17 protein-coding genes are annotated in these 20,728 nt (G+C 47.3%); 14 read left to right on the top strand and 3 right to left on the bottom strand.

All coding sequences use genetic code 11. The features are described 5' to 3' along the window. The first annotated feature begins 2 nt into the window (after positions 1-2). Entirely contained in the window at positions 3-2,219 is a 2,217-nt protein-coding gene (gene gspD, locus ABTQ23_RS08040; protein WP_408615172.1) for a type II secretion system secretin GspD, read from the top strand. 37 nt (positions 2,220-2,256) lie between these two features. Here gspD and ABTQ23_RS08035 read toward each other — a convergent pair whose 3' ends face one another. After that, complete coding sequence (locus tag ABTQ23_RS08035; RefSeq protein ID WP_408615171.1) at positions 2,257-3,087, bottom strand: DUF2076 domain-containing protein; 831 nt, start codon at positions 3,085-3,087, stop codon at positions 2,257-2,259. A gap of 311 nt (positions 3,088-3,398) precedes the next feature. Here ABTQ23_RS08035 and ABTQ23_RS08030 point away from each other — a divergent pair, with 311 nt between their 5' ends. From ABTQ23_RS08030 to ABTQ23_RS08020, 3 genes are all read left to right on the top strand, one after another. Continuing rightward, positions 3,399-4,070: a 2OG-Fe(II) oxygenase gene (locus tag ABTQ23_RS08030; protein ID WP_408615170.1), complete on the top strand. Its 672-nt coding sequence runs from the start codon at positions 3,399-3,401 to the stop codon at positions 4,068-4,070. A gap of 271 nt (positions 4,071-4,341) precedes the next feature. Next, positions 4,342-6,192, top strand: a complete 1,851-nt coding sequence (locus ABTQ23_RS08025) for a methyl-accepting chemotaxis protein (protein ID WP_408615169.1) — start codon at positions 4,342-4,344, stop codon at positions 6,190-6,192. A gap of 237 nt (positions 6,193-6,429) precedes the next feature. Beyond that, positions 6,430-7,452 carry a zinc-binding alcohol dehydrogenase family protein gene (locus ABTQ23_RS08020; RefSeq protein ID WP_408615168.1) on the top strand — a complete coding sequence of 341 codons (1,023 nt, stop codon included), beginning with the start codon at positions 6,430-6,432 and terminating at the stop codon, positions 7,450-7,452. 4 nt (positions 7,453-7,456) lie between these two features. Here ABTQ23_RS08020 and ABTQ23_RS08015 read toward each other — a convergent pair whose 3' ends face one another. Next, positions 7,457-8,371, bottom strand: coding sequence for a LysR family transcriptional regulator (locus ABTQ23_RS08015; RefSeq protein WP_408615167.1), 915 nt, complete (start codon positions 8,369-8,371; stop codon positions 7,457-7,459). Positions 8,372-8,660: 289 nt separating this feature from the next. Continuing rightward, positions 8,661-9,047: a hypothetical protein gene (locus tag ABTQ23_RS08010; protein ID WP_408615166.1), complete on the bottom strand. Its 387-nt coding sequence runs from the start codon at positions 9,045-9,047 to the stop codon at positions 8,661-8,663. A 412-nt stretch (positions 9,048-9,459) separates the two neighbouring features. Here ABTQ23_RS08010 and dgcN point away from each other — a divergent pair, with 412 nt between their 5' ends. Genes dgcN through ABTQ23_RS07960 form a run of 10 tightly spaced genes read left to right on the top strand, consistent with a single transcriptional unit; the run spans position 9,460 to position 20,722 of the window. Continuing rightward, the gene (dgcN, locus tag ABTQ23_RS08005; protein WP_408615165.1) at positions 9,460-10,470 is read left to right on the top strand and encodes an N-acetyltransferase DgcN; all 1,011 of its coding nucleotides are present in this window, start codon (positions 9,460-9,462) and stop codon (positions 10,468-10,470) included. Between the two features lie 2 nt (positions 10,471-10,472). Continuing rightward, positions 10,473-11,441: an N-acetyl-D-Glu racemase DgcA gene (gene dgcA, locus ABTQ23_RS08000; RefSeq protein WP_408615164.1), complete on the top strand. Its 969-nt coding sequence runs from the start codon at positions 10,473-10,475 to the stop codon at positions 11,439-11,441. 19 nt (positions 11,442-11,460) lie between these two features. After that, a complete protein-coding gene (locus ABTQ23_RS07995) occupies positions 11,461-13,287 on the top strand; it encodes an ABC transporter ATP-binding protein (RefSeq protein ID WP_408615163.1) in 1,827 nt (608 codons plus the stop codon). 50 nt (positions 13,288-13,337) lie between these two features. After that, entirely contained in the window at positions 13,338-14,879 is a 1,542-nt protein-coding gene (locus tag ABTQ23_RS07990; RefSeq protein ID WP_408615162.1) for a glutathione ABC transporter substrate-binding protein, read from the top strand. 18 nt (positions 14,880-14,897) lie between these two features. After that, positions 14,898-15,818: an ABC transporter permease subunit gene (locus ABTQ23_RS07985; protein WP_408615161.1), complete on the top strand. Its 921-nt coding sequence runs from the start codon at positions 14,898-14,900 to the stop codon at positions 15,816-15,818. A gap of 9 nt (positions 15,819-15,827) precedes the next feature. Beyond that, complete coding sequence (locus ABTQ23_RS07980; protein ID WP_408615160.1) at positions 15,828-16,709, top strand: ABC transporter permease subunit; 882 nt, start codon at positions 15,828-15,830, stop codon at positions 16,707-16,709. A 38-nt stretch (positions 16,710-16,747) separates the two neighbouring features. Continuing rightward, positions 16,748-17,812: a DmpA family aminopeptidase gene (locus ABTQ23_RS07975; RefSeq protein ID WP_408615159.1), complete on the top strand. Its 1,065-nt coding sequence runs from the start codon at positions 16,748-16,750 to the stop codon at positions 17,810-17,812. A gap of 27 nt (positions 17,813-17,839) precedes the next feature. Next, positions 17,840-18,661, top strand: a complete 822-nt coding sequence (locus tag ABTQ23_RS07970) for a M55 family metallopeptidase (protein WP_408615158.1) — start codon at positions 17,840-17,842, stop codon at positions 18,659-18,661. Between the two features lie 13 nt (positions 18,662-18,674). Then, positions 18,675-19,652, top strand: a complete 978-nt coding sequence (locus ABTQ23_RS07965; RefSeq protein WP_408615157.1) for an isoaspartyl peptidase/L-asparaginase family protein — start codon at positions 18,675-18,677, stop codon at positions 19,650-19,652. Then, a complete protein-coding gene (locus tag ABTQ23_RS07960; RefSeq protein WP_408615156.1) occupies positions 19,649-20,722 on the top strand; it encodes a dipeptidase in 1,074 nt (357 codons plus the stop codon). The genes ABTQ23_RS07965 and ABTQ23_RS07960 overlap by 4 nt, the downstream gene beginning before the upstream one ends. Positions 20,723-20,728 lie beyond the last annotated feature (6 nt).

The raw sequence follows: 20,728 nt of genomic DNA, 5'->3' as shown, positions 1-20,728 counted from the left end.
TGATGAATAAATATTCGCTAATCGCACTACCTATGTTGGTATTGCTCAATGGCTGCGCCAGCATATCCTCTTCAAACTCAGATGGACCACAAATCCCATCTTCTGAGCAGGTGTTAAAACAGGGGCTTAAAGTTTCTAAAGGCCGACCTTTGACAGCATCAAGGCAGGCGCAAAATAGCCCTTCGCAGTCTTCCTCACAGATTTTGCGTGGCTCGCAGCAATTTATTAATACCAGCGCTAATAAAGTGCGAATTGCCCGCCATGACGGCAAAATTATGTTTAATTTTTCCAATCAGCCGATCGATGCCGTCGTCAATAGTATCTTAGGCGACTTATTGCATAAAAATTACAGCATATCGTCGAAGGTCAAGGGCAAAGTGAGTTACTCATCGGCGCAGCCAGTGGATGAAAAACAGGCGTTAAATATTTTAGAGACGCTGTTATCGTGGACGGGAAATGCGCTGATTAAACAAGATGATCGCTATGAAGTGGTGACCAAAGAGGATGCTCTGGACGGCAATTTAGTTCCTCTGGCGCCGGCGCAAAAGCCCCCTGCAGGGTTATCTGCGCAGCTTTTCCCGCTACATTATATTTCGGCAAAAGCGATGGCTAAATTGCTCAAACCGTATGCTGCAAAAGATGCGTTTTTACTCGTTGATCCTGGGCGTAATGTGCTGGTTTTGGCTGGTACTTCAGAACAGCTCGCGCATTATCGTCAGACCATTAAAACCTTTGATGTGAACTGGCTAAAAGGGATGTCGGTTGGGATCTTCTCGCTTGAGCATGCCTCGGCAAAATCGCTGTTGCCACAGCTGCGCCGAGTGTTTGGCAAAGATGGTCAGACGCCAATGGCTGGAATGCTGCGCTTTTTACCCATTTATCGCACCAACTCGATTGTGGTTATCTCTTCCCAGCCAGAATATTTAGATGATATTGGCCGTTGGATCCACACCATTGATGATGGCGGTAAAAATCGCCCACAACTGTATGTTTATGATGTGGAGAATATTCAGGCCAGTAAATTGGCAAAATATCTGCGCGATATTTATGGCCAGTCCAACGCAAATAGTAGCGCTGGAACTGTTTCGCCAACGATGAGTGCAACCACCTTACAAGACTCCGGACTGATTCAATCAACAGACAGTACCAGCTCAGATTCAAGTTCTACGCTAAGCTCGTCAAGTACAACCAGCACTGGCTTGTCATCGGCAAGCTCCGATAGTTCATTGTCTTCCTCATCGAGTGACTCATTTGGCGATGATGATTCAGCGCAAACAAGCTCCGATGGTTCCAGTTCAACCTCAATGGCTCTGAATAAGACGACGCGTATTACTGCTGAATCTGAGAGTAATCAGCTATTGGTTCGAACGCTGCCGTCACAGTGGCAAGAGATGCGCCAAGCAATTCGTCAGCTCGATGTCTCCCCGAGCCAAGTACAAATTCAGACTCGGATTTTAGAGGTGAGTTTAACTGGTGATTTAGAACGTGGGGTGCAGTGGTATCTGGGCAACTTAGCTGGCGAATCCGGGAGTACCTCAAGTGTGGTCAATAGCTCAGGTTCTCAAGCTTCGGTTGGCGGCGGCGGCACCAGCCTTGGGGATTCCGATAATCTGTTTTACTCCTTTGTGAGCGGCAATATGCAAGTTGCGTTGCATGCTTTAGAAACAAGTTCTCGTACGCAGGTTCTCTCAGCGCCCTCATTAGTGGTGGTTAATAACCAAAAAGCCCGAATTCAGGTCGGGGATAATGTGCCGGTCACTGAAACATCCATTAGTACCGACTCAGATAACACGGTCAGCAGTGTCGATTACATTGAGACTGGGGTTATTTTGGATGTAAAACCGCGGATTAGTTCATCCGGGCGAATCTATCTGAATATTCGCCAGCAGGTCAGCGATGCAGATGATAGTGACTCAAGCTCAAATCCAACAATTTCAACGCGTCTTATCTCAACGCGAGTTGCCGTTAACGATGGCCAGACGGTGATGCTGGGCGGGTTGATTAAACAGAGCAATTCTGACAGCCAACAGCATGTCCCTTGGATTGGTCACATTCCAGTTCTGCGTTGGTTGTTTGGCTATGAAGCGCAATCGAAAAGCCGCACCGAGTTACTCGTGCTGATTACGCCACGTTTGATTAAAGATGATGAAAAAGCTGCGGCAATTACCAATGAATATGAGCAGCAGATGGAACTGATGAAAACGGCCAATAGCAACTAACGCCAACCAAACGCCGGCTCAGCGCCGGCGTTTTTCATTAACTAAAGAAACTGTCGTCATCGAATCCGCCGCCGCCAAACGGGTCGTCAAAACCGTTATCAAAGCCACCATCGAAGTTATTGTCCATGCCATCGCTAAATGGGTCGTTCATATCATCCATTGGGTTGGACGCATCAGCGAACTGATTGTTATCAAAACCACCGCTGCCCATATTGTCAGGTGAGCTGGAATCAAAGCTTGCATCCTGAAAATTATTATCATCCGGCATAAAGCTATTATCCGATGGGTTAAAATCCGTATTGGTCATATCAGGATTGTTCATATCGGTTGGATTTTCGTTAATGATATTTACGATTTCCTCTGGCCGATGGCTTGAGAACATATCCATCATCAGATTTCCCAGCATCATCCCACCGGCAACCCCTGCGGCTGTTTGCAGTGCGCCGCCTAAGAAACTGCCCGGGCGTGAGTAGCCACCGTAGCCTGCGCCTGCTGGAGGATAACCACCTTGATTATAATGGGGTTGGTTGTACTGTGATTGGGCATAATTAGGCTGCTGCTGCCAACCGCCATTGTTGGGAGATTGCTGTTGCTGCTTGTGACCAAATAAGCCTGATAAAAAGCCACCTTTATTGTTCGCTGTTTGTTGCTGCTGGGCTTTAAGCGCTTCCAACTGGCTTTGCAACTGTTTGATGGTGGCCTGCTGAATAATCATCGTCTGAGCCATATAGTAAGGCGCACTAGGCTGGGCCACTAAATGTTTATCGATCAATGATTGGGCGTCGCTATCGCGTTGGCCATTTTGCTGTTCAGCCTGTTTTAGTTTGGCGAACAAATCATCAATCAATTGTTGGGTATTCTGATCCATAACCACTTACCTCAATGCAAATAAATGTGCTGAATCCAAATTAAGCTCTGGTGCATCAATGTGACTCAGTTTACTACTATTTATGGCCAAATCAGCACAGATTCAAGCACGCTCGGTGCATCTTTACAAAATTTTAAATAATTATGTTGCCTCTTCGCTTAAACAAATATATAAAGCATCGCCCACCTTCAGGGGTAGAATATTGAAATTCAGTTTACTCATTTTCTAAGTTATAAACCGATTCAAAATTTATATTATTTTGCTCCCGCGGGCATGCCCTAAAGAGCTCCTATTTATAAGGACAATTACAAATGGGTGCCATTGATTTATCCGATATAGATTTTTCTCACGATTATCCACAAAGCTTATTTGCCAAAATTGCCAGTGATCTGGTGGAACAAGGCTACAGTATTCAATTGCAAGCGCTGCCGATGCAGATGACGCAAGCACTCTATGAGCAGGTGACACAACTGCACGAGCAGGAATTTAGTCGGGCAGGGATTGGTCGAAAGGATGAATTTCAACAAAACCAATTTATTCGTCGCGATGAAATTTGTTGGATTGATGGCTCAACGGCGACCGGACAAAGCTGGCTAGATTGGACTGCGCAACTGCAGAGTTATCTTAATCAGCGATTGTTCTTAGGTTTGTTCTCGTTTGAAAGCCATTACGCGCATTATGCGCCCGGAGATTTTTACAAATGCCACTTTGATGCTTTTCGAGGACAATCGAATCGCGTTTTAACCGTTGTGACCTATCTGAACCACAACTGGCAAAAAGATGATGGTGGGCAGATGGTCCTTTATCGTCATCAGGGTGATGTTGAGGGCACGCAAATTTTGCCGGCGATGGGAACGGTAGCGGTCTTTTTAAGCGAAGAATTTCCCCATGAAGTATTACCTGCCATGCGCGATCGCTATTCGATAGCAGGTTGGTATCGGCTCAATAATTCACTGTCTGGTCGTATTGATCCGCCCCGTTAAAGGAATTAACCCTTTTGTATGAACCTAATCTGTTCCTATACAAATGGGTTTTAAAAATGAGTTTCTTCCCGTAGACTCATCAAATCAAGCCCTTGCAGAGCGCAGGCTTGATGCGGTCACACTGTTCAGATGGATTAAGCCTAGCACGTTTGTCGGGCCTGAATAGCCGCCTGTGATCATCGGTCTTCAACTAAGGAAAGTAGACAAAATCAATGATGGATCAGCACTCTTTTCAGCCTCCATTGATGTTTGTTGAAGTGGAGGAAGTCGTATGTCTATTAAACAAAAACTTACGTTAACCGTTTTTTTGGCGTTGTTGATTTTGGCTGCTGGATTGTATGGGGTGCAGCACAGTTTGCTCAGCCATAACGCCATGGCTAACGTTCAGCTGCGCGCAAGTGAGCTGGGAAAAACGACAGCGGGGCAATTGGGCGATTGGCTCGAGAGCAAAGTTCAAGTCTTAAAAACAATCAGCAAACTTAAACAAGATGATAACCTGCCGAGTCGTTTGCTTCAGGCTCAGCAAGCTGGAGGGTTAAGTTTAACCTATCTGGGGACCGATCAGGGCAAATTCATTACTGGCGATACCAGCTATAAACTCCCCGATGGTTACGATCCCAGAGAGCGACCTTGGTATCAGCAAGCGCAAAAATTGGGCCTTTATAAATCAGCGCCTTACCTTGATATGGGCACCCATGCATTGGTGATGAGTATTTTGCAAAGCGTCTCTGATGGGGTGTATGGGGTGGATTTATCGCTGGATAAAATGGTCACCCAGCTTAAAGCGCTATCCAATCAAAATATGCAGGCATTTTTGGTGGATCAAACGGGTAAGATTTTGGTTTATCCCAAAGCGCAGTGGGAGCTTAAATCCCTCAAAGAGCTAAGCCCTGAGCTCAACCACGATGATTTAAAAAAACAAAATCAGCTCCTTGATGCCACGGTTGATGGGGTAAAAAGTCTCGTTAGTTTTATACCCGTGCCGAATACGCAGTGGTATCTGGCGTTAAGTTTTAATAAAAAAGCCGCGTTGGCCAGCTTTAACCAAACATCGTCTTACACGGTTACCTGTATTCTGGTTGGGTTTGTGCTGGTGGTCATTATTTTATACTTTGCGATTGCTCGGGCTTTTGCCCCGCTCAAACGGTTACAAATTGCGATGGATGATCTCGGCCGGCAGGGCGATGCGGATTTGACCAAACGGCTGGATTTTGCCCGCAGTGATGAAATCGGCCAGCTCTCTAAAAGTGTCGATATCTTCCTTGAACGACTCCATCAAATGTTATTGGCGGTGCGCAACGATACCGAAGCGCTCTATGAAAATGCCCACACGAGTGCGCAAAGTGCCAATCAGACCAGCCAACAGTTGGCCAGTCAGCAGCAAGAGGTCACCCAAGTCGCGACCGCCATTAACCAGATGAGCGCTACAGCCTCTGAGGTGGCGGCCAATGCAGAGCAAACAGCAACGGCTGCGCAGTTCTCCTCTGAGGCTAGTGTTCAAGGCCGCCAAGTCATTGAAAATAACCAAGCGCAAATTACGGCATTGGCGCATCATCTGGAAACCACGGCGCAAGGCGTGCAACAGCTCGAACAAGACAGCCAAGAAATAGCCAGCATTTTAACGACGATTCAGGGCATCGCCGAGCAGACCAACCTACTGGCGCTGAATGCAGCGATTGAATCGGCTCGAGCCGGTGAGCATGGTCGCGGTTTTGCCGTCGTTGCCGATGAAGTGCGCACCTTAGCGCAGCGTACCGCTCAATCTACCGAGGAAATTCATACCATGCTGACGCGCTTAGCGGAAAATACCCGTGAAACCGTGGCGACCATGGAACAGAGTCAGCAGCAAGCACAGCTTAGTGTCGAAGAGGCTAACCAAGCTAAAGAAGAGCTGGAGAAAATCACCCGTTCTATCACGGAAATTAGTGATATGTCGACCCAAATCTCCAGCGCCGCTGAGCAGCAGCGCGCGGTAACTGAAGAAATTTCGCGTAATACTCAGCAAATTTCGGATGTTTCAGAGCAGCTTCAGCGCCAGTCAGATACAAACTCAACACAAGTGCGCCAGCTCAATGACATTGCGCAGCGTCTGCATGATCAGGTGAATCAATTTAAGCTCTAATCAGCGGTTGCATTGAGCTTAGCGTTCATAAACTTGAGTGTCTTTGTAAAAAGTTAAAATCCGCTATCGCGCTGATAGCGGATTTTTTTATTTCCGAACGGCTGTGTTTGCGCGGTATTTGCTCATTAATTATCAAAAATAATTTATCAATTAATTAAATATTATTAGATTTTTTAATAAAATCAGCCCTTCTATAATCGGCTTTATTTGTTCACCATTATCCCAAAAGGAGCTGATATGAGCCTTCCTAAACAAATGAAAGCCATTGGCTTTACTCAGTCATTCGCCATTGACGAACCGCAAAGTTTGCAAGAGTTTCATCTGGCTGTTCCAAGCCCTTCCAGCTGCCAACTGTTAGTGAAAGTTCAAGCGGTTTCTGTCAATCCGGTTGATACCAAAGTTCGCCAAGGCGCTGCCCCTGAGCTATTAACTGATCCGAAAATTCTAGGTTTCGATGGCGTCGGTGAAATCGTTGCCATGGGCGATGAGGTGCAAGGTTATGCGCTAGGCGATCGCATCTATTATGCTGGCGATGTCACGCTATCTGGAACGAACAGTGAATATCACTGTGTGGATTATCGGATTGTTGCGCCAGCGCCAAAATCGCAAAGTGATGCCCAAGCGGCAGCTTTGCCTCTGACTGGACTCACCGCTTGGGAAGCGTTGTTTGATAGATTGCATGTCGGGGTAACTGAGGAAAAAACACTGCTAATTATTGGTGGGGCAGGTGGCGTCGGCTCGATTGCCATTCAGCTAGCAAAACAGTTAACCCATTTAACCGTGATTGCAACTGCATCGCGAGAGGAGTCTAAAGCGTGGTGTGAAAAACTCGGCGCAGACTATGTGGTCAATCACCACGATTTAGTCAGTTCAGTCAAAAACGTGGGTTTTAACGAGGTCGATTATATTTTTAATGCTGCCGATACGATTGGTCATTGGGATGCAATGGTTGAGCTAATCGCGCCGCAAGGAATGATCTGCTCCATCGTTGAATCTGACAGTGGTGTTGATTTATCAATGCTGCAGAGCAAATCAGCTGGTTTTGTTTGGGAGTTTATGTTCACTCGCAGCATGTATAAAACAAGCGATCTGAAACGTCAGCACGATATCTTATTTCAGCTGGCTAACTTAACTGATGCCGGACGAATTCAATCGACGCTCACCACAACATACCAAGGTCTGGATGCTCGGGTGTTGCAAAAAGCTCATGCGCTGCTTGAAAGTGGCAAAATGGTTGGCAAGCTTGCCATTACCTTCTAAGTCGTTATAGATGTTCCATGCGCTGGTGCTGGCTTTGGCAGCGCTGGCGCAGAAAATCCCGAAAGGCCACAATCGTTGGGTTGAGCAAGCGCCGGTCAGCACATAATAGATACAAAGGGCGCTCTATCCCTTGCCATTGGCTTAACACCATTTGTAAACGTCCAGCGAGCAAATCCTCGCTGACATCCATCTTGGACGTTTGAAATAAGCCATGTCCGGCCAACACTAAACGATGGATAGCTTCGCTATCATTGCTGGAAACATTGCCAGTGACGCGAATAGTGACTTGTTGGTCATTTTGGCGCAGTACCCAGCCGTCTTCAATCACATCGTTAATCATAAAACATAGGCAGTTGTGTTGGCTTAGCTGCTTTGGCTCAACAATAGGTGAATATTTCGATAGGTAATCGGAGCTGGCACAAATGACCTTATGATTGTGCTGATAAAGCGCTGTGGCAATGAGTCGTGAATCTTTTGGTTCCCCGTAACGAATGGCCAAATCTACGTGACGAGCATACATATCTGAGACGCTGTCCGAGAGTTCTAATTTGACCTGAACTTGAGGATGAACTTTGGTAAATTCACTAATCCATTTAAGCAGTAAATTACGTCCAAAATCAGAAGGAGCACTTAGATAAACATGGCCGTTAAGCTCATCTGAATTTGTTCTTACCTCTTTTAAACCTTGTTCGAGCAAAGCGATTGCCTGTTCAGCTTTGGCTAGTAACACTTCGCCGCTTTGCGTTAAGCGTAAATGACGAGTCGAGCGAACGATTAAAACGGTACCAATTTGCTGTTCCAGTCTTTTCAAGGCTGCGCTGAGTGCTGCGGGGGTAAGTTTTACTTGAGCGGCTGCTTTGGAAAAGCTTCCCTGACGGGCAATTTCGATAAAAATGCGTAAATCTTGTAGGGAGTTCATAAGCGCAAAACACAGTAGCTGAGTTTAAGATATTTTATATTTAAAACGATAAGTATTATAGATAAAAGCGCTACTTAATGGGGAAAATTGTATTATTTAGCCTGACCATTTTAAATGAGGCTTAATTATAGTGATATCATTATGTTGAGAAAAGCGGATTAATTTTTAGTGGAAATAGAAAATAAATAAAAATAATAAATTAATCAGTATTGTGCGATTTTTCTTACAATAACTAGCGCAATTGATGTAGACACACTTAGAATATTTAAACTAAGTGTGCCATACAAATTTATTTACACTGACCTGCAGCTTTTGTTAGAGCATTACATTGGGTCGAGTTGGCTTTATCGGAGCCATTTTTTTCCGCGCGCAGTTTTGCTGCCACAGAACTATAAATAGGGTTACAAATCGTATCTGATGTGACCACAATAGCTGATGAGTAATAGCATTTGTAATAGCGATCATTTAGTCCTTGAACTTTCGCTGTAAAATGAACTGAATCCAAATCACCAGAGATATCAGAAACAGTGATTTTATCAGCGGGAACGCCGATTGAGACACTAGCTTTGTCCTGCAATTTTTGCGGATTAGCCATCTGTTTTGAAACCATGCCACAGCCACTTAACGTTAGCAGTGTTGTCGCAATGAGGATGCTAAGACCGAATGATTTTTTCACAATTACTCCTTGGTATTTTACCTGTACTCCTTGAAATTGGCCCTATCATATCTTGAATAAAGAAATTAACAATATACATTTTAAGAAATACTTTTCTATTTATTTGTTCGAAGGATCAAATTTTCAGAAATGAATTAAAAAGTATATTTAAAAGAACTATATATTCTTCAAGTTTTTAATTTTTTGTTGCTTATTTTTTATAAGTAAACTGCCGCTAATCAGAATTTAAATAGTCATTTTGTACAATTATTCTGCGAACGAATTGAATCAACAGTGATTTTTATAAATGTTATTCAAATGGGTATAGCCTAATGTTATACCCCTGTGATATATAAGTATTCGCCAAGTTTGGTTTGGGTGTGGATATTGGAATGTAATCAATTTTCGATATTCAAATAGCAGTAGGACGGATATGGACATACCACAACCTTACCTTCTTTTTTTAGGTGATGTGACAGACCCTTTGGCCGCAAAAACAGCACGCGGAATTCATGCATGGCGTCCGCAGCAATGTGTCGGGCAATTGCGCATTGCTGGCTGTCAGGTGGCGCTAGAGTTAGATGATCTTTCTATCGAACAAGCTTGTGCTAAAGGTGCCAAAACGCTGGTTCTGGGAACCGCCAACGCTGGTGGTTTCTTGCCCGAACATTGGCTTGAAACGATTCGCCAAGCGATTCGCTCAGGGATGAACGTTGCCAGTGGTTTGCACGAGCGTCTTAACGATAATGCTGAACTTGTTGAGCTCGCTAAAGCGCACCAAGTGCAATTATTTGATGTCCGCCATACGCAGGAAAAACTCAAAGTTGGCAATGGCAAACCACGTTCTGGTAACCGGGTTTTAACCGTTGGTACCGATTGCGCCGTTGGCAAAATGTATACCTCGCTGGCGCTTGAGTCTGCCATGTTAAAACTGGGTATGAACGCGCAATTTCGCGCCTCTGGCCAGACGGGGATCTTAGTCGCTGGTCAAGGGATTGCCATTGATGCGGTGGTGTCTGATTTTATCTCGGGTGCCGCTGAGCTTATCTCTCCTGAAAATACCGATGATCATTGGGACATCATTGAAGGTCAGGGTTCGCTATTTCATCCATCTTATGCCGGTGTCAGCCTTGGTTTGCTGCACGGCTCGCAGCCTGATTTTCTCGTGATGTGCCACGAAATGGGACGTCCACATACCCGTCACCTGCCACATCATCCATTGGTGAGCTTAGCTGATTGCATTCAAGAAAACCTGAGGGTTGCGAAAGTCACCAGTGAAAAAACTCAGCTGGCTGGGATTGCTGTGAATACATCGCAATATCCAGATGATGAAGCGCGTCGTTATTTAAGCGAAATTAGCCAAGAATTTGGTGTTCCAGCAACCGATCCAGTGCGTTATGGCATTGATGATATTGCTGAGTTTTTAAAAGTGCACGGAGGATAAGCATGCGTCAGGTTGAAATCGATACGCTGCGCTTGCCGCTGGCTCGTCCATTTGCCATCTCCCGAGGTACGCGTAGTGCCACCGAAGTGGTGCGGGTGAGTATTGAAGAAAATGGCTTCATCGGTTGGGGCGAATGTACCCCAACTGCCCATTATCAGCAAAGCTGCGAGAGTGTTGTCGAACAACTTGAATCAGTATGCTCGTTAATTGCCGATGGCCTTACTCGCGAGCAGTTGCAACAAGTTTTGCCACATGGTTCTGCGCGTAATGTGCTTGATTGCGCTTTGTGGCGACTTGAGGCGGCGCGCCAAGGGCTGTCTTTATGTCAGCATGCGGCGATTGCAGGGCGTGATTCAATTATCACCGCCCAAACCCTAAGCCTTGATAGCGTTGAGGCTATGGCGCAAAGCGCTGCCGAAGCCGTCGCCAGTGGTGCCAAGTTACTTAAAATTAAACTTGATGCCGAACAGGTGATTGAAAAGGTTGCGGCTATTCGCCAAAGCGCGCCTCGCGCGCACCTGATTATTGATGCGAACGAGGCTTGGTCGTCGCTGGCACTGCCCGATATTTTTGCCAAGCTCGATGACTATGGCATTGAGATGGTCGAGCAGCCACTGCCTGCTGGAGCCGATAAATTACTTGCGCTATTTCATCATCCCATTGCGGTCTGCGCGGATGAAAGCTGCCACACCAGTGAAGATATTAAATCTCTTGGCGATCGCTACGACATGGTCAATATCAAACTGGATAAATGTGGGGGGCTGACCGAGGCGTTAAAGATGGTTGAAACCGCGAGAGCCTGCCAAATGCGAGTGATGGTGGGTTGCATGTTGGGCTCATCAATGGCTATGGAAGCGGCTTTGCCAGTTGCTTTTCAAGCGGAGTTCGTCGACCTCGATGGTCCTCTGTGGCTTGCTGCTGACAGTGCGCCACACCTTCGTTATCACAACGGACAAATTGAGCTGCAATAATATGTCATCAAGGAGCGATATGACTGATTCCCCGTTATTAAAGATATCCGATTTAACCATTGGCTTTAAAAGTCGCGAAGGCGTCAATCGCGCCTTAGATGGCGTGAGCTTTGAAATTAATCGCGGCGAAGTGGTTGCCGTAGTCGGCGAAAGTGGTTCGGGAAAATCGGTGACTTCGCTCTCTTTGATGGGGCTGTTAAGTGATAATGCCGTGATTGAAAATGGGCAGGCGCTGTATTGCCCAGATGAGAAAAATCACTACGATTTGACCAAAATCGATGAAACCGCACAGCGCAAATTGCGCGGTCAATCATTGGCGATGATCTTTCAAGAACCAATGACTTCGCTTAATCCTGTGCTAAAAATCGGTGACCAGTTAACTGAGGCTCTGCGCGATCACCACTTGTGTTCGCGTGAACAGGCTTGGCAAAAAGCGATGACGCTGCTCGATAAAGTGCGTATTAACGATGTCGAGCGGGTGATGCAAAGCTATCCTCAAGCGCTCTCTGGCGGCATGCGCCAAAGGGTGATGATTGCGTTGGCACTGACCTGCGACCCGCAGATGCTAATAGCCGATGAACCGACCACCGCTCTTGATGTCACGGTGCAAGCACGGATCTTACAGATCCTGCGCGATTTACAAAAAGAGCGGCAAATGGCCGTGATGTTTATCACCCATGATATGGGCGTGGTCGCCGAGATTGCCGATCGCGTGGTGGTGATGCTGCGCGGTAAAGTCGTTGAAACTGGCAGTGTTGAGCAAATCTTCAAAGCTCCACAGCATCCTTATACTCAGTCGCTGCTAGCTGCTGTGCCAAAACTTGGTGATATGGGCCAATCTCAGTGGCCTAAACGCTTTGCCATCGTTGGTGAAGATGCACCGGACGCGCAGTTAAGTGAGCAGCGCACTGCTGATTACTCGGCTAAACCACTGTTAGATGTGCGCGGGCTAAAAGTTTACTACCCAGTAAGCTCCGGCATTATGAGTAAAGTGACTCATGAAGTGCACGCCGTTGAGCAGATTGATTTTGATGTATATCCGGGCGAAACCGTGGCGATTGTTGGTGAGTCAGGCTGCGGTAAATCAACTACGGGACGCGCACTTTTGCGCTTAGTTGAAAATCAAAGCGAGTCGATTCATTTTCAAGGCAAAGAGATCTCACTGTTAAGAGATCGCGATTTTAAACCGCTGCGCCGTGAATTGCAGATGGTGTTCCAAGATCCATACGCCTCTTTAAACCCGCGTTTAACCGTTGGTTTTACGATTGCTGAGCCGCTTTTAATCCATGGTTTGGCGAAAAATCTTAAACAAGCTACTCCGGTTGTCGAGCAGCTATTGTTAAGTGTTGGCCTAAAACCTGAGCATGCTCGTCGTTATCCACACGAATTTTCTGGCGGTCAGCGTCAGCGCATCGCAATTGCCCGCGCGATGGCGCTTAAGCCTAAAGTGATTATCGCTGATGAAGCGGTCTCTGCGCTCGATGTATCGATTCAGGCGCAGGTGATTAATTTGATGATGGACCTGCAGCAGAAAACCGGCGTCTCCTGGATCTTTATCTCTCATGATATGGCTGTGGTCGAGCGAATCGCTAACCGCGTCGCCGTTATGTATTTGGGTCAGATTGTCGAATTTGGCTCACGCAATGCCATCTTTAATAATCCAACGCACGCCTACACCAAACGCTTATTAGCCAGTGTGCCAATTGCCAACCCGAGCCGTCGTGAAGGACGCCAGTTTGATGACGATGAACTGCGTCCCTCTCCGATGAAAGCCGTTGGCGATGAGGTTCAAAAACTGCGTTATCGCCAGATTAGCGAGCAACACTGGGTCGCAATCGAGTCATAACACAAACGAGTTTAGATACACAATAAAAACAGGACGTTGAGGAGAAACTCATGCAATGCAAACACTACCGCCGCGCAGCTCTTGCGTTGGCATTAAGCTTGGGAATGGGTTGTGCCTATGCTCAAGGCCTTAAAATTTCAATGTATGCGGATATCACGGGCCTCGACCCACACGATACCTCAGACAATGTTAGTTATTCTGTTCAAAGTGGTATTTTCGAGCGTTTGTTCCAGTTCGATGCCAACATGAAACTTATTCCAAAATTGGCAACGAGTTACACCAGTAATAAAAACGCGACTGAATTTGTGATTCATCTGCGCCATGGTGTGACTTTCCAAGACGGCACACCATTTAATGCCGCAGCGGTTAAAGCTAACTTGGATCGCTTAGCCGATCAAAGCTTGGGGCTTAAACGTAACAGTCTGTTCAAATTGGTTAAATCGGTTAGCGTTGTGAGCGATGACACCGTTAAAGTGGACTTAAGCCAATCATTCGGTGCATTTATCAATACCTTAGCTCATCCATCGGCAGTGATGTGGAGCCCTGCGGTACTGAAAAAATACTCAACCGAAGCGCAGTTGCGTAAACACCCAGTGGGTACAGGTCCATTTAAATTTGTGCAGTGGCAACCGGGTAAAGATGTTGAGCTGACTAAAAACAACCACTACTGGCAAAAAGGTTGGCCAAAAGTTGATAGCGTAACTTTCTATCCAGCTCCTGAAGATTCAACTCGTGTTGCAGCGCTTAAATCAGGTCAGGTGAATGCGATTTATCCACTGCCTGCTGATCTAGTGAACACCGTTAAAAACGATACTAAATTGGCCGTACAGCGTGACCCAAGTATCTACATGTATTACATGGCGATTAACACCCAGCACAAACCACTGGCTAAGTTAAAAGTACGTCAAGCAATCAACTACGCGATTAACCGTAGATTGTGGTTAAAAGTGGGCTTTGCCGACATGGGGATCCCTGCCGAATCAGCCATTGCACCACGCGTACAGTTCTTTGCCAAACAGAGCTCTCCGGATTATAGCTACAATCCAGCTAAAGCCAAAGAACTGCTAAAAGAAGCAGGCTATGGCCACGGTCTGAAACTGAATTTGTGGGTTTCTAACGCCACCACAGCAGTTCGTTGTGCTCAGTTCTTTAAACAGCAGTTAGGTCAGGTTGGCATTCAAGTTAAAGTGGTGCCAATGGACTCCGGTACTCGTGATGCCAAACTGTGGAGCGTTCGCGATCCGAAAAAAGCGCAGTTTGATTTGTATTACGGTGGTTGGTCGCCTTCAACCGGTGATGCTGACTGGGCCCTGCGTCCGTTGTTTGCAACCGAGTCTTGGGTCCCAACTGCGTATAACGTTTCATACTTCTCAAACAAAAAAGTGGATCAAGCGATTACCGATGGACTGGCAACTGCTGACCCGAAAGTTCGTGCCAAAGCTTATGCCCGTGCCCAGAAACTCATTTGGAAAAATGCCCCAATCGCATTTTTGGGTACACCGGATAACTTAGTCGGAAAACAGAAAGATTTAACCGGCGTTTCGATGCTGGCCGACGGTACCTTGTTGTTTGACCAAGCGCAGTTCAAATAAGTCGAGAGGGAGAGCCTGATGTTAACTTACGTGATCCGCCGTATCCTCGAAATGATCCCGGTGTTACTGGTGGTCTCCCTGTTGGTCTTTGGCTTTATTAAGCTGTTGCCCGGCGATCCAGCCAGGATCTACGCCGGGCCTGATGCAACCCAGGCAGCCATTGAGGCTGCTCGGGTTCATTTAGGCTTAAATCAGTCGCTGCCGATGCAATATTGGAATTGGTTAAGCGGCTTATTTCAAGGCAATTTAGGCATTACTTATCGCACTCAACAGAGTGTGAGTGAAGTCATTGCGAAAAGTTTTATGCCGACGCTGTATCTGGCGCTCGCTGGATTTGTGTGGTCGGTTATTTTGGGCTTGCTCGTTGGCGTTTTTTCCGCGCTTAAACGCGGCAAATGGCAAGACTGGACATTGATGAGTATCGCCATTGGCGGTATTTCGCTTCCAGCATTTTGGTTGGGTTTGTTGCTCATTCAATTTGTCGCGATGCCATTTGGTATCTTTTCTGTCAGCGGCTTTAACAAACCCAGCGATATTATTCTGCCAGCATTTACCTTAGGAGCCTCGGTGGCTGCCGTGATGGCACGTTTTACCCGTTCAGCATTTTTAGAAGTTGCCCAAGAAGATTATGTGCGCACGGCAAAATCGAAAGGATTGCGCGAAAAGCTGGTGACTTGGAAACATATTATGCGCAATGCGCTGATCCCGGTGATTACCATGCTGGGGCTGCAATTTGGCTTTTTGCTGGGCGGCTCAATTGTGGTGGAAAGAGTCTTTAGTTGGCCTGGGTTGGGATGGCTTTTGATTGAGTCGATTCAGACACAAGACCAACCGGTGATCCAGGCATTGGTGATGCTGTTTGTACTGGAATTTATTGTTATTAACCTGCTGGTCGACTTGCTTTATGCGGTGATCAACCCTGCCATTCGCCTGAAGTAGGAGCGCATTATGGATTCGTTAATCGAAATTAATCATCAAGATAATATTCGCTCCCCATGGCGGGAATTCTGGCGCAGAATTATTACTAATCCGGTAGCGGTTGGCTCCGGTGGCTTTATCTTGTTGCTGGTGTTAGTGGCGGTTTTTGCGCCGTGGCTTGCGCCATACAGCCCAATGCAGTCGGATTGGAGCGCTTTGTCGTCACCGCCTAGTTGGCACCATTTGATGGGCACCGATGAGCTAGGGCGAGACTTATTCAGTCGCATTATTTTCGGGGCTCGCATCTCATTATATGTTGGCTTTTTCTCGGTGACGCTCGGCATGGTCTTAGGCATTTTATTAGGGCTGTTCGCTGGCTACTACGGTGGTTGGCTGGATATGCTGATTATGCGCGGCGCCGATGTGTTGTTTGCTTTTCCTGGCATGTTGCTGGCGATTGCAGTCGTAGCCATCTTAGGGCCAGGGCTCAATAACGTTATTGTCGCGGTCGCGGTGTTCAGTGTGCCCGTGTTTGCGCGCATCGTTAGGGCCTCGACTCTATCGCTAAAACAAGCCGCTTATGTTGAAGCGGTGCGCTGCGCGGGTGCGCGGGACCGATTAATTCTGCTGCGTCATATTCTGCCCGGTACGCTCTCAAATGTGATTGTCTTTTTTACCATGCGTATCGGTACCAGCATTTTAACTGCGGCTAGCTTAAGCTTTATCGGCCTTGGTCCTGAACCTGATGTGCCTGAGTGGGGCAATATTCTGGCGATGGGCCGCAATATGATGATGGCTGGCGTTTGGCATGTCAGTTTGTTCCCGGGGCTGGCTATTTTTGTCACGGTGCTGGCATTTAATCTCCTTGGCGATGCGCTTCGCGACACATTAGATCCAAAATTGAAAAATTAACCTGTTGGCAGGTTTGTCACAGGTGATGAGGAATATTCATGGCACATGATCCGTATATCCAAACCCGGCTGAAATGTTTGCTTGAGCGCTGGCAAACCCAGCGCATGGTTGGATATCCACAATTGCAACCTGGCCCGACCAACCGCATCAGTGATGTCCGTGGCGTGAAAGTTGGGCATGTCACCTTAAACGAGGGTGATATTCAAACGGGCGTTAGCGCAATTGTTCCCAGTGATGACAATCTGTTTATCAATCCACTGCGCGCCGGGGCCGCTGTTTTAAACGGTTTTGCCAAACCCATTGGCCTGACGCAGCTTGACGAGCTAGGGATTTTGCAAACGCCAATTTTGCTCGGTAATACCTTCTCTGTTGGTCGATTATTTACCGCCGCTGTGCAATACACAGTTTCGCAAAACCCTGAAGCGGGTCGCGAGATGGCCACCGTTAATCCACTGGTTTTAGAGTGTAACGATGGCTTTTTAAATGATCAGCAAGCATTTGCTGTAACTGAGTCGATGGCTATCGATGCGATTACCTGTGCTAAAAGTGACTTCGAGCGCGGCAGCGTTGGTGCGGGTCGGGGCATGAGCTGCTTTGGTCTTAAAGGTGGTATCGGTACGAGTTCTCGCTACATTCCTCAGCTTAATGCCACACTGGGTGTGCTGGTGCTAGCAAACTTTGGCCGATTGCAGGCGCTGCGTTTAGATGGCTTGGCTATTGGACCGTGGGTTGAATCTGCGCTTAGCGAAATAGCTGCTCAGCGTGATGCTGGCTCAATCATCATCATTATGGCAACCGATGCACCGTTAAGCTCGCGCCAGCTTAAACGCGTTGCTAAACGTGCCGGCGCAGGGCTTGGCCGTTTGGGCAGTTATTGGGGCCATGGTTCGGGCGATATTGGCGTGGCCTTTTCAACCGCAAGTGAAGCGGCCAATGACCTTGATGACAGCCATCTTGAAGAGCTTTTATGTGCCGCCGCTGAAGGCTGTGAATTTGCTGTTTTAGACGCGCTTTTACAAGCGAGTGCCGTCAAAGGTTTTCGCGATCACTCCCGCAGCGCCCTAAGCGACGTTCTGGATCATTTAGCCGCCACGATTTTATAGCTCTGGCGAGGGAAGGAATGACTAATTATGAAAATTTTTATCTCAGCTGATATCGAAGGGATTGCCGGGGTCGTCAGCCCCCAACAGTGTTCTCAGGGCAATGGTGAATATGAACTTGCTCGTGCTCTGATGGAAGAAGAAGTGAACGCGGCAATTGATGGCGCTTTTGCCGGTGGTGCCAGCGAAGTTGTGGTTGCTGACAGTCATGGTTCGATGACCAATCTGCGCCCTGCATTTATGGATGAGCGGGCCCGTTTAGTACAAAGTAAACCACGCCCTTTGTCGATGGTTGAAGGCATTGAGAACAGCCATTATGACGGTTTGTTTTGTATTGGTTACCACAGCGGTGTCGGGCAAAAAGGCATTTTGGCGCATACCATTAATGGCCGCTCTTTCTTTAACGTTCGCATTAACTCTCAAGCGATGGCTGAAGTGGATATTTATGCCGCTGCAGCTTGTGAATATCAAACGCCATTATGGCTTGTCAGCGGTGATAATTTGTTTGGCAAATGGGTCGAGCAATATTATCCAAGTGCCAAATACGCTTGTGTCAAACGGGTGATTTCAACCACGGCGGCTGAATCGCTAAGCCCTAAAGCTGCGCAAAAGCTGATTCGCCAGCAGGCTGAACTTGCTGTGCAACAAGCCTCCAGTATGCCAACGACCCGTATTTATGCGCCTTATAAGTTGGAGCTAACGGCCGCAAAACCAGTGCTGGCCGATATCTTTTCACTAATCCCCAATGTTGAGCAGTTAGATGCACGTACCGTAACCTACACCGGTTCGACGATGCGCGAGATTATCAGTTTATTAAGCGCCTTTTCATATTTGGCCAGCACTCAGGGGTAATGAAGCAGTGGTTATGATTAAACCAGTTATTGTCATTCATGGTGGCGCGGGCGCTTTAACTCGCTCTGCTATGGATAAAGAGTTAGAAAATAATTATCGCCAATCGCTCAAAGCCATTGTGAGCGCAGGACAAGCCGTATTAGCCAATGGTGGTAGCGCACTGGATGCAGTTAGCGAAGCGGTTCGTCAGTTGGAAGAAAATCCGCTATTTAATGCCGGCCACGGTGCGGTGTTCACCCATGAGCAAACCCATGAGTTGGACGCTTGTATTATGGATGGCGCAACCCTTAACAGTGGCGCTGTGTGTGCGGTAAATCATATTCGCAATCCAATTTTGGCGGCTCGTAAAGTGTTAGAAAACAGTGAACATGTGCTGTTTACTGGAAAAGGTGCTGAAGCCTTTGCCAAAGCGCAACATATGGAGATGGTTGAACCGGACTTTTTCTCAACCGCAACGCGTTTAGCGCAGTTAAAACGGGTGTCGCAAAGTGCCCAGGTGATGCTTGATCATGATGGACAGGCACTCAGTGCTGAAAAGCCAGGCGATCCGCTCGATCCAGATAAAAAATATGGCACCGTTGGCGCGGTTGCAATCGATGCCAATGGCAATCTAGCTGCCGCCACCTCAACGGGTGGAATGACCAATAAAATGGTTGGCCGCGTGGGAGACTCCCCGATTATCGGCGCGGGTTGCTACGCCAATAACGCGACCGTCGCTATCTCTTCAACCGGCACTGGCGAGGCCTTTATGAAAGCTGTTGCCGCGTATGATGTCTCGGCATTAATGGCATATACCGGTGCCTCGCTCAATGATGCCATGAATAAAGTGGTCATGGAAAAATTGCCAAAAATTGCAGGCAGTGGCGGCATGATTGGCGTTGATGCAAAAGGCAATATTGCACTTATTTTTAACAGCGAAGGAATGTATCGGGGCTTTGGTTATGTCGGCGATGAGCCTCGTGTTGGTATTTATCGGGAGAGTGAACTATGACTCATCCACCACGTTATCGCGTTTTTGATGGTCACAACGACCTGTTGCACCGCTTATGGGAAAACTATCGCAGCGATCCTGCTCAGGCCTTTTTAAATGGCACCGATGATGGCCATCTTGATTGGCCTCGCATGCAGCTTGGTGGTTTTATGGGTGGATTGTTTGCACTGTGGATCCCTTCAGCATCTCTTGATGGTGAGCGCAAAACAGCGGCGCCTTGGCAGGATAACCCGGTATTATCTCAGTTTGAAATTCCAACATTATGTGAATCCCAATCCTATATTTTTGATGCGCTATCGATGCTGCTGCGTATTGAAGAAAGTTGTCCTCAGCAGCTGAAAGTGTGTCGCTCAGTTGTTGATATTCAGCAGGCGATGGCTAGCTGTCAGGTCGCAGTCGTGATTCACATGGAAGGCGCAGAGGCTATCGATCAGTCTTTGTATCTTTTGGACATCTTGCATGCGGCAGGGCTGCGCAGTTTGGGTCCAGTTTGGAGCCGCCCAACTTGCTTTGGCGATGGTGTGAAATTTCGCTTTCCATCATCACCAGATACCGGGTTTGGCTTTAATAAGACAGGTCTTGAGCTGATTAAATCTTGCCATCGCAAAGGGATCGTAGTGGATGTGTCGCATATGGATGAGCGCGGCTTTTGGCAAACTGCTGAACTTGGTGGTGCACCGCTGGTGGCAAGCCATAGCAATGCTCACGCATTGTGCGCGCAGTCGCGCAATTTAACTGATGCTCAGTTGCACGCCATTCGCGACAGCCATGGTTTTGTTGGCGTGAACTTCGCGGCTAAGTTTTTAGCTGAAAATGGCCAGGCCAACCCAGAAGATGGTGAGGAGCAACAGGTTCGTCATATTGAGTATCTGCTGGAACACGTCGGTGAAGATTGCGTTGGCTTTGGCTCTGACTTTGATGGCTGTCGCACGCCTGCTCAATTTGGTGATGTGACTGGCTTACCGAAGATCTTCACCGCATTGGAAAAACGCGGTTATGATGCCGAACTGCTCAATAAAATTGCCCATAAAAACTGGTTGCGTGTTCTTAAAGCCACTTGGGGCGAATAAGCTTTC

The organism is Celerinatantimonas sediminis, assembly GCF_046054195.1.
GTDB lineage: Bacteria > Pseudomonadota > Gammaproteobacteria > Enterobacterales > Celerinatantimonadaceae > Celerinatantimonas.
This window is presented reverse-complemented; position numbering and strand designations above follow the sequence as displayed.

Coding starts and splice junctions, on each gene's coding strand:
- gspD (WP_408615172.1), top strand. CDS start 3: ATGAATAAATATTCGCTAATCGCACTACCTATGTTGGTATTGCTCAAT.
- ABTQ23_RS08035 (WP_408615171.1), bottom strand. CDS start 3,087: ATGGATCAGAATACCCAACAATTGATTGATGATTTGTTCGCCAAACTA.
- ABTQ23_RS08030 (WP_408615170.1), top strand. CDS start 3,399: ATGGGTGCCATTGATTTATCCGATATAGATTTTTCTCACGATTATCCA.
- ABTQ23_RS08025 (WP_408615169.1), top strand. CDS start 4,342: ATGTCTATTAAACAAAAACTTACGTTAACCGTTTTTTTGGCGTTGTTG.
- ABTQ23_RS08020 (WP_408615168.1), top strand. CDS start 6,430: ATGAGCCTTCCTAAACAAATGAAAGCCATTGGCTTTACTCAGTCATTC.
- ABTQ23_RS08015 (WP_408615167.1), bottom strand. CDS start 8,371: ATGAACTCCCTACAAGATTTACGCATTTTTATCGAAATTGCCCGTCAG.
- dgcN (WP_408615165.1), top strand. CDS start 9,460: ATGGACATACCACAACCTTACCTTCTTTTTTTAGGTGATGTGACAGAC.
- dgcA (WP_408615164.1), top strand. CDS start 10,473: ATGCGTCAGGTTGAAATCGATACGCTGCGCTTGCCGCTGGCTCGTCCA.
- ABTQ23_RS07995 (WP_408615163.1), top strand. CDS start 11,461: ATGACTGATTCCCCGTTATTAAAGATATCCGATTTAACCATTGGCTTT.
- ABTQ23_RS07990 (WP_408615162.1), top strand. CDS start 13,338: ATGCAATGCAAACACTACCGCCGCGCAGCTCTTGCGTTGGCATTAAGC.
- ABTQ23_RS07985 (WP_408615161.1), top strand. CDS start 14,898: ATGTTAACTTACGTGATCCGCCGTATCCTCGAAATGATCCCGGTGTTA.
- ABTQ23_RS07980 (WP_408615160.1), top strand. CDS start 15,828: ATGGATTCGTTAATCGAAATTAATCATCAAGATAATATTCGCTCCCCA.
- ABTQ23_RS07975 (WP_408615159.1), top strand. CDS start 16,748: ATGGCACATGATCCGTATATCCAAACCCGGCTGAAATGTTTGCTTGAG.
- ABTQ23_RS07970 (WP_408615158.1), top strand. CDS start 17,840: ATGAAAATTTTTATCTCAGCTGATATCGAAGGGATTGCCGGGGTCGTC.
- ABTQ23_RS07965 (WP_408615157.1), top strand. CDS start 18,675: ATGATTAAACCAGTTATTGTCATTCATGGTGGCGCGGGCGCTTTAACT.
- ABTQ23_RS07960 (WP_408615156.1), top strand. CDS start 19,649: ATGACTCATCCACCACGTTATCGCGTTTTTGATGGTCACAACGACCTG.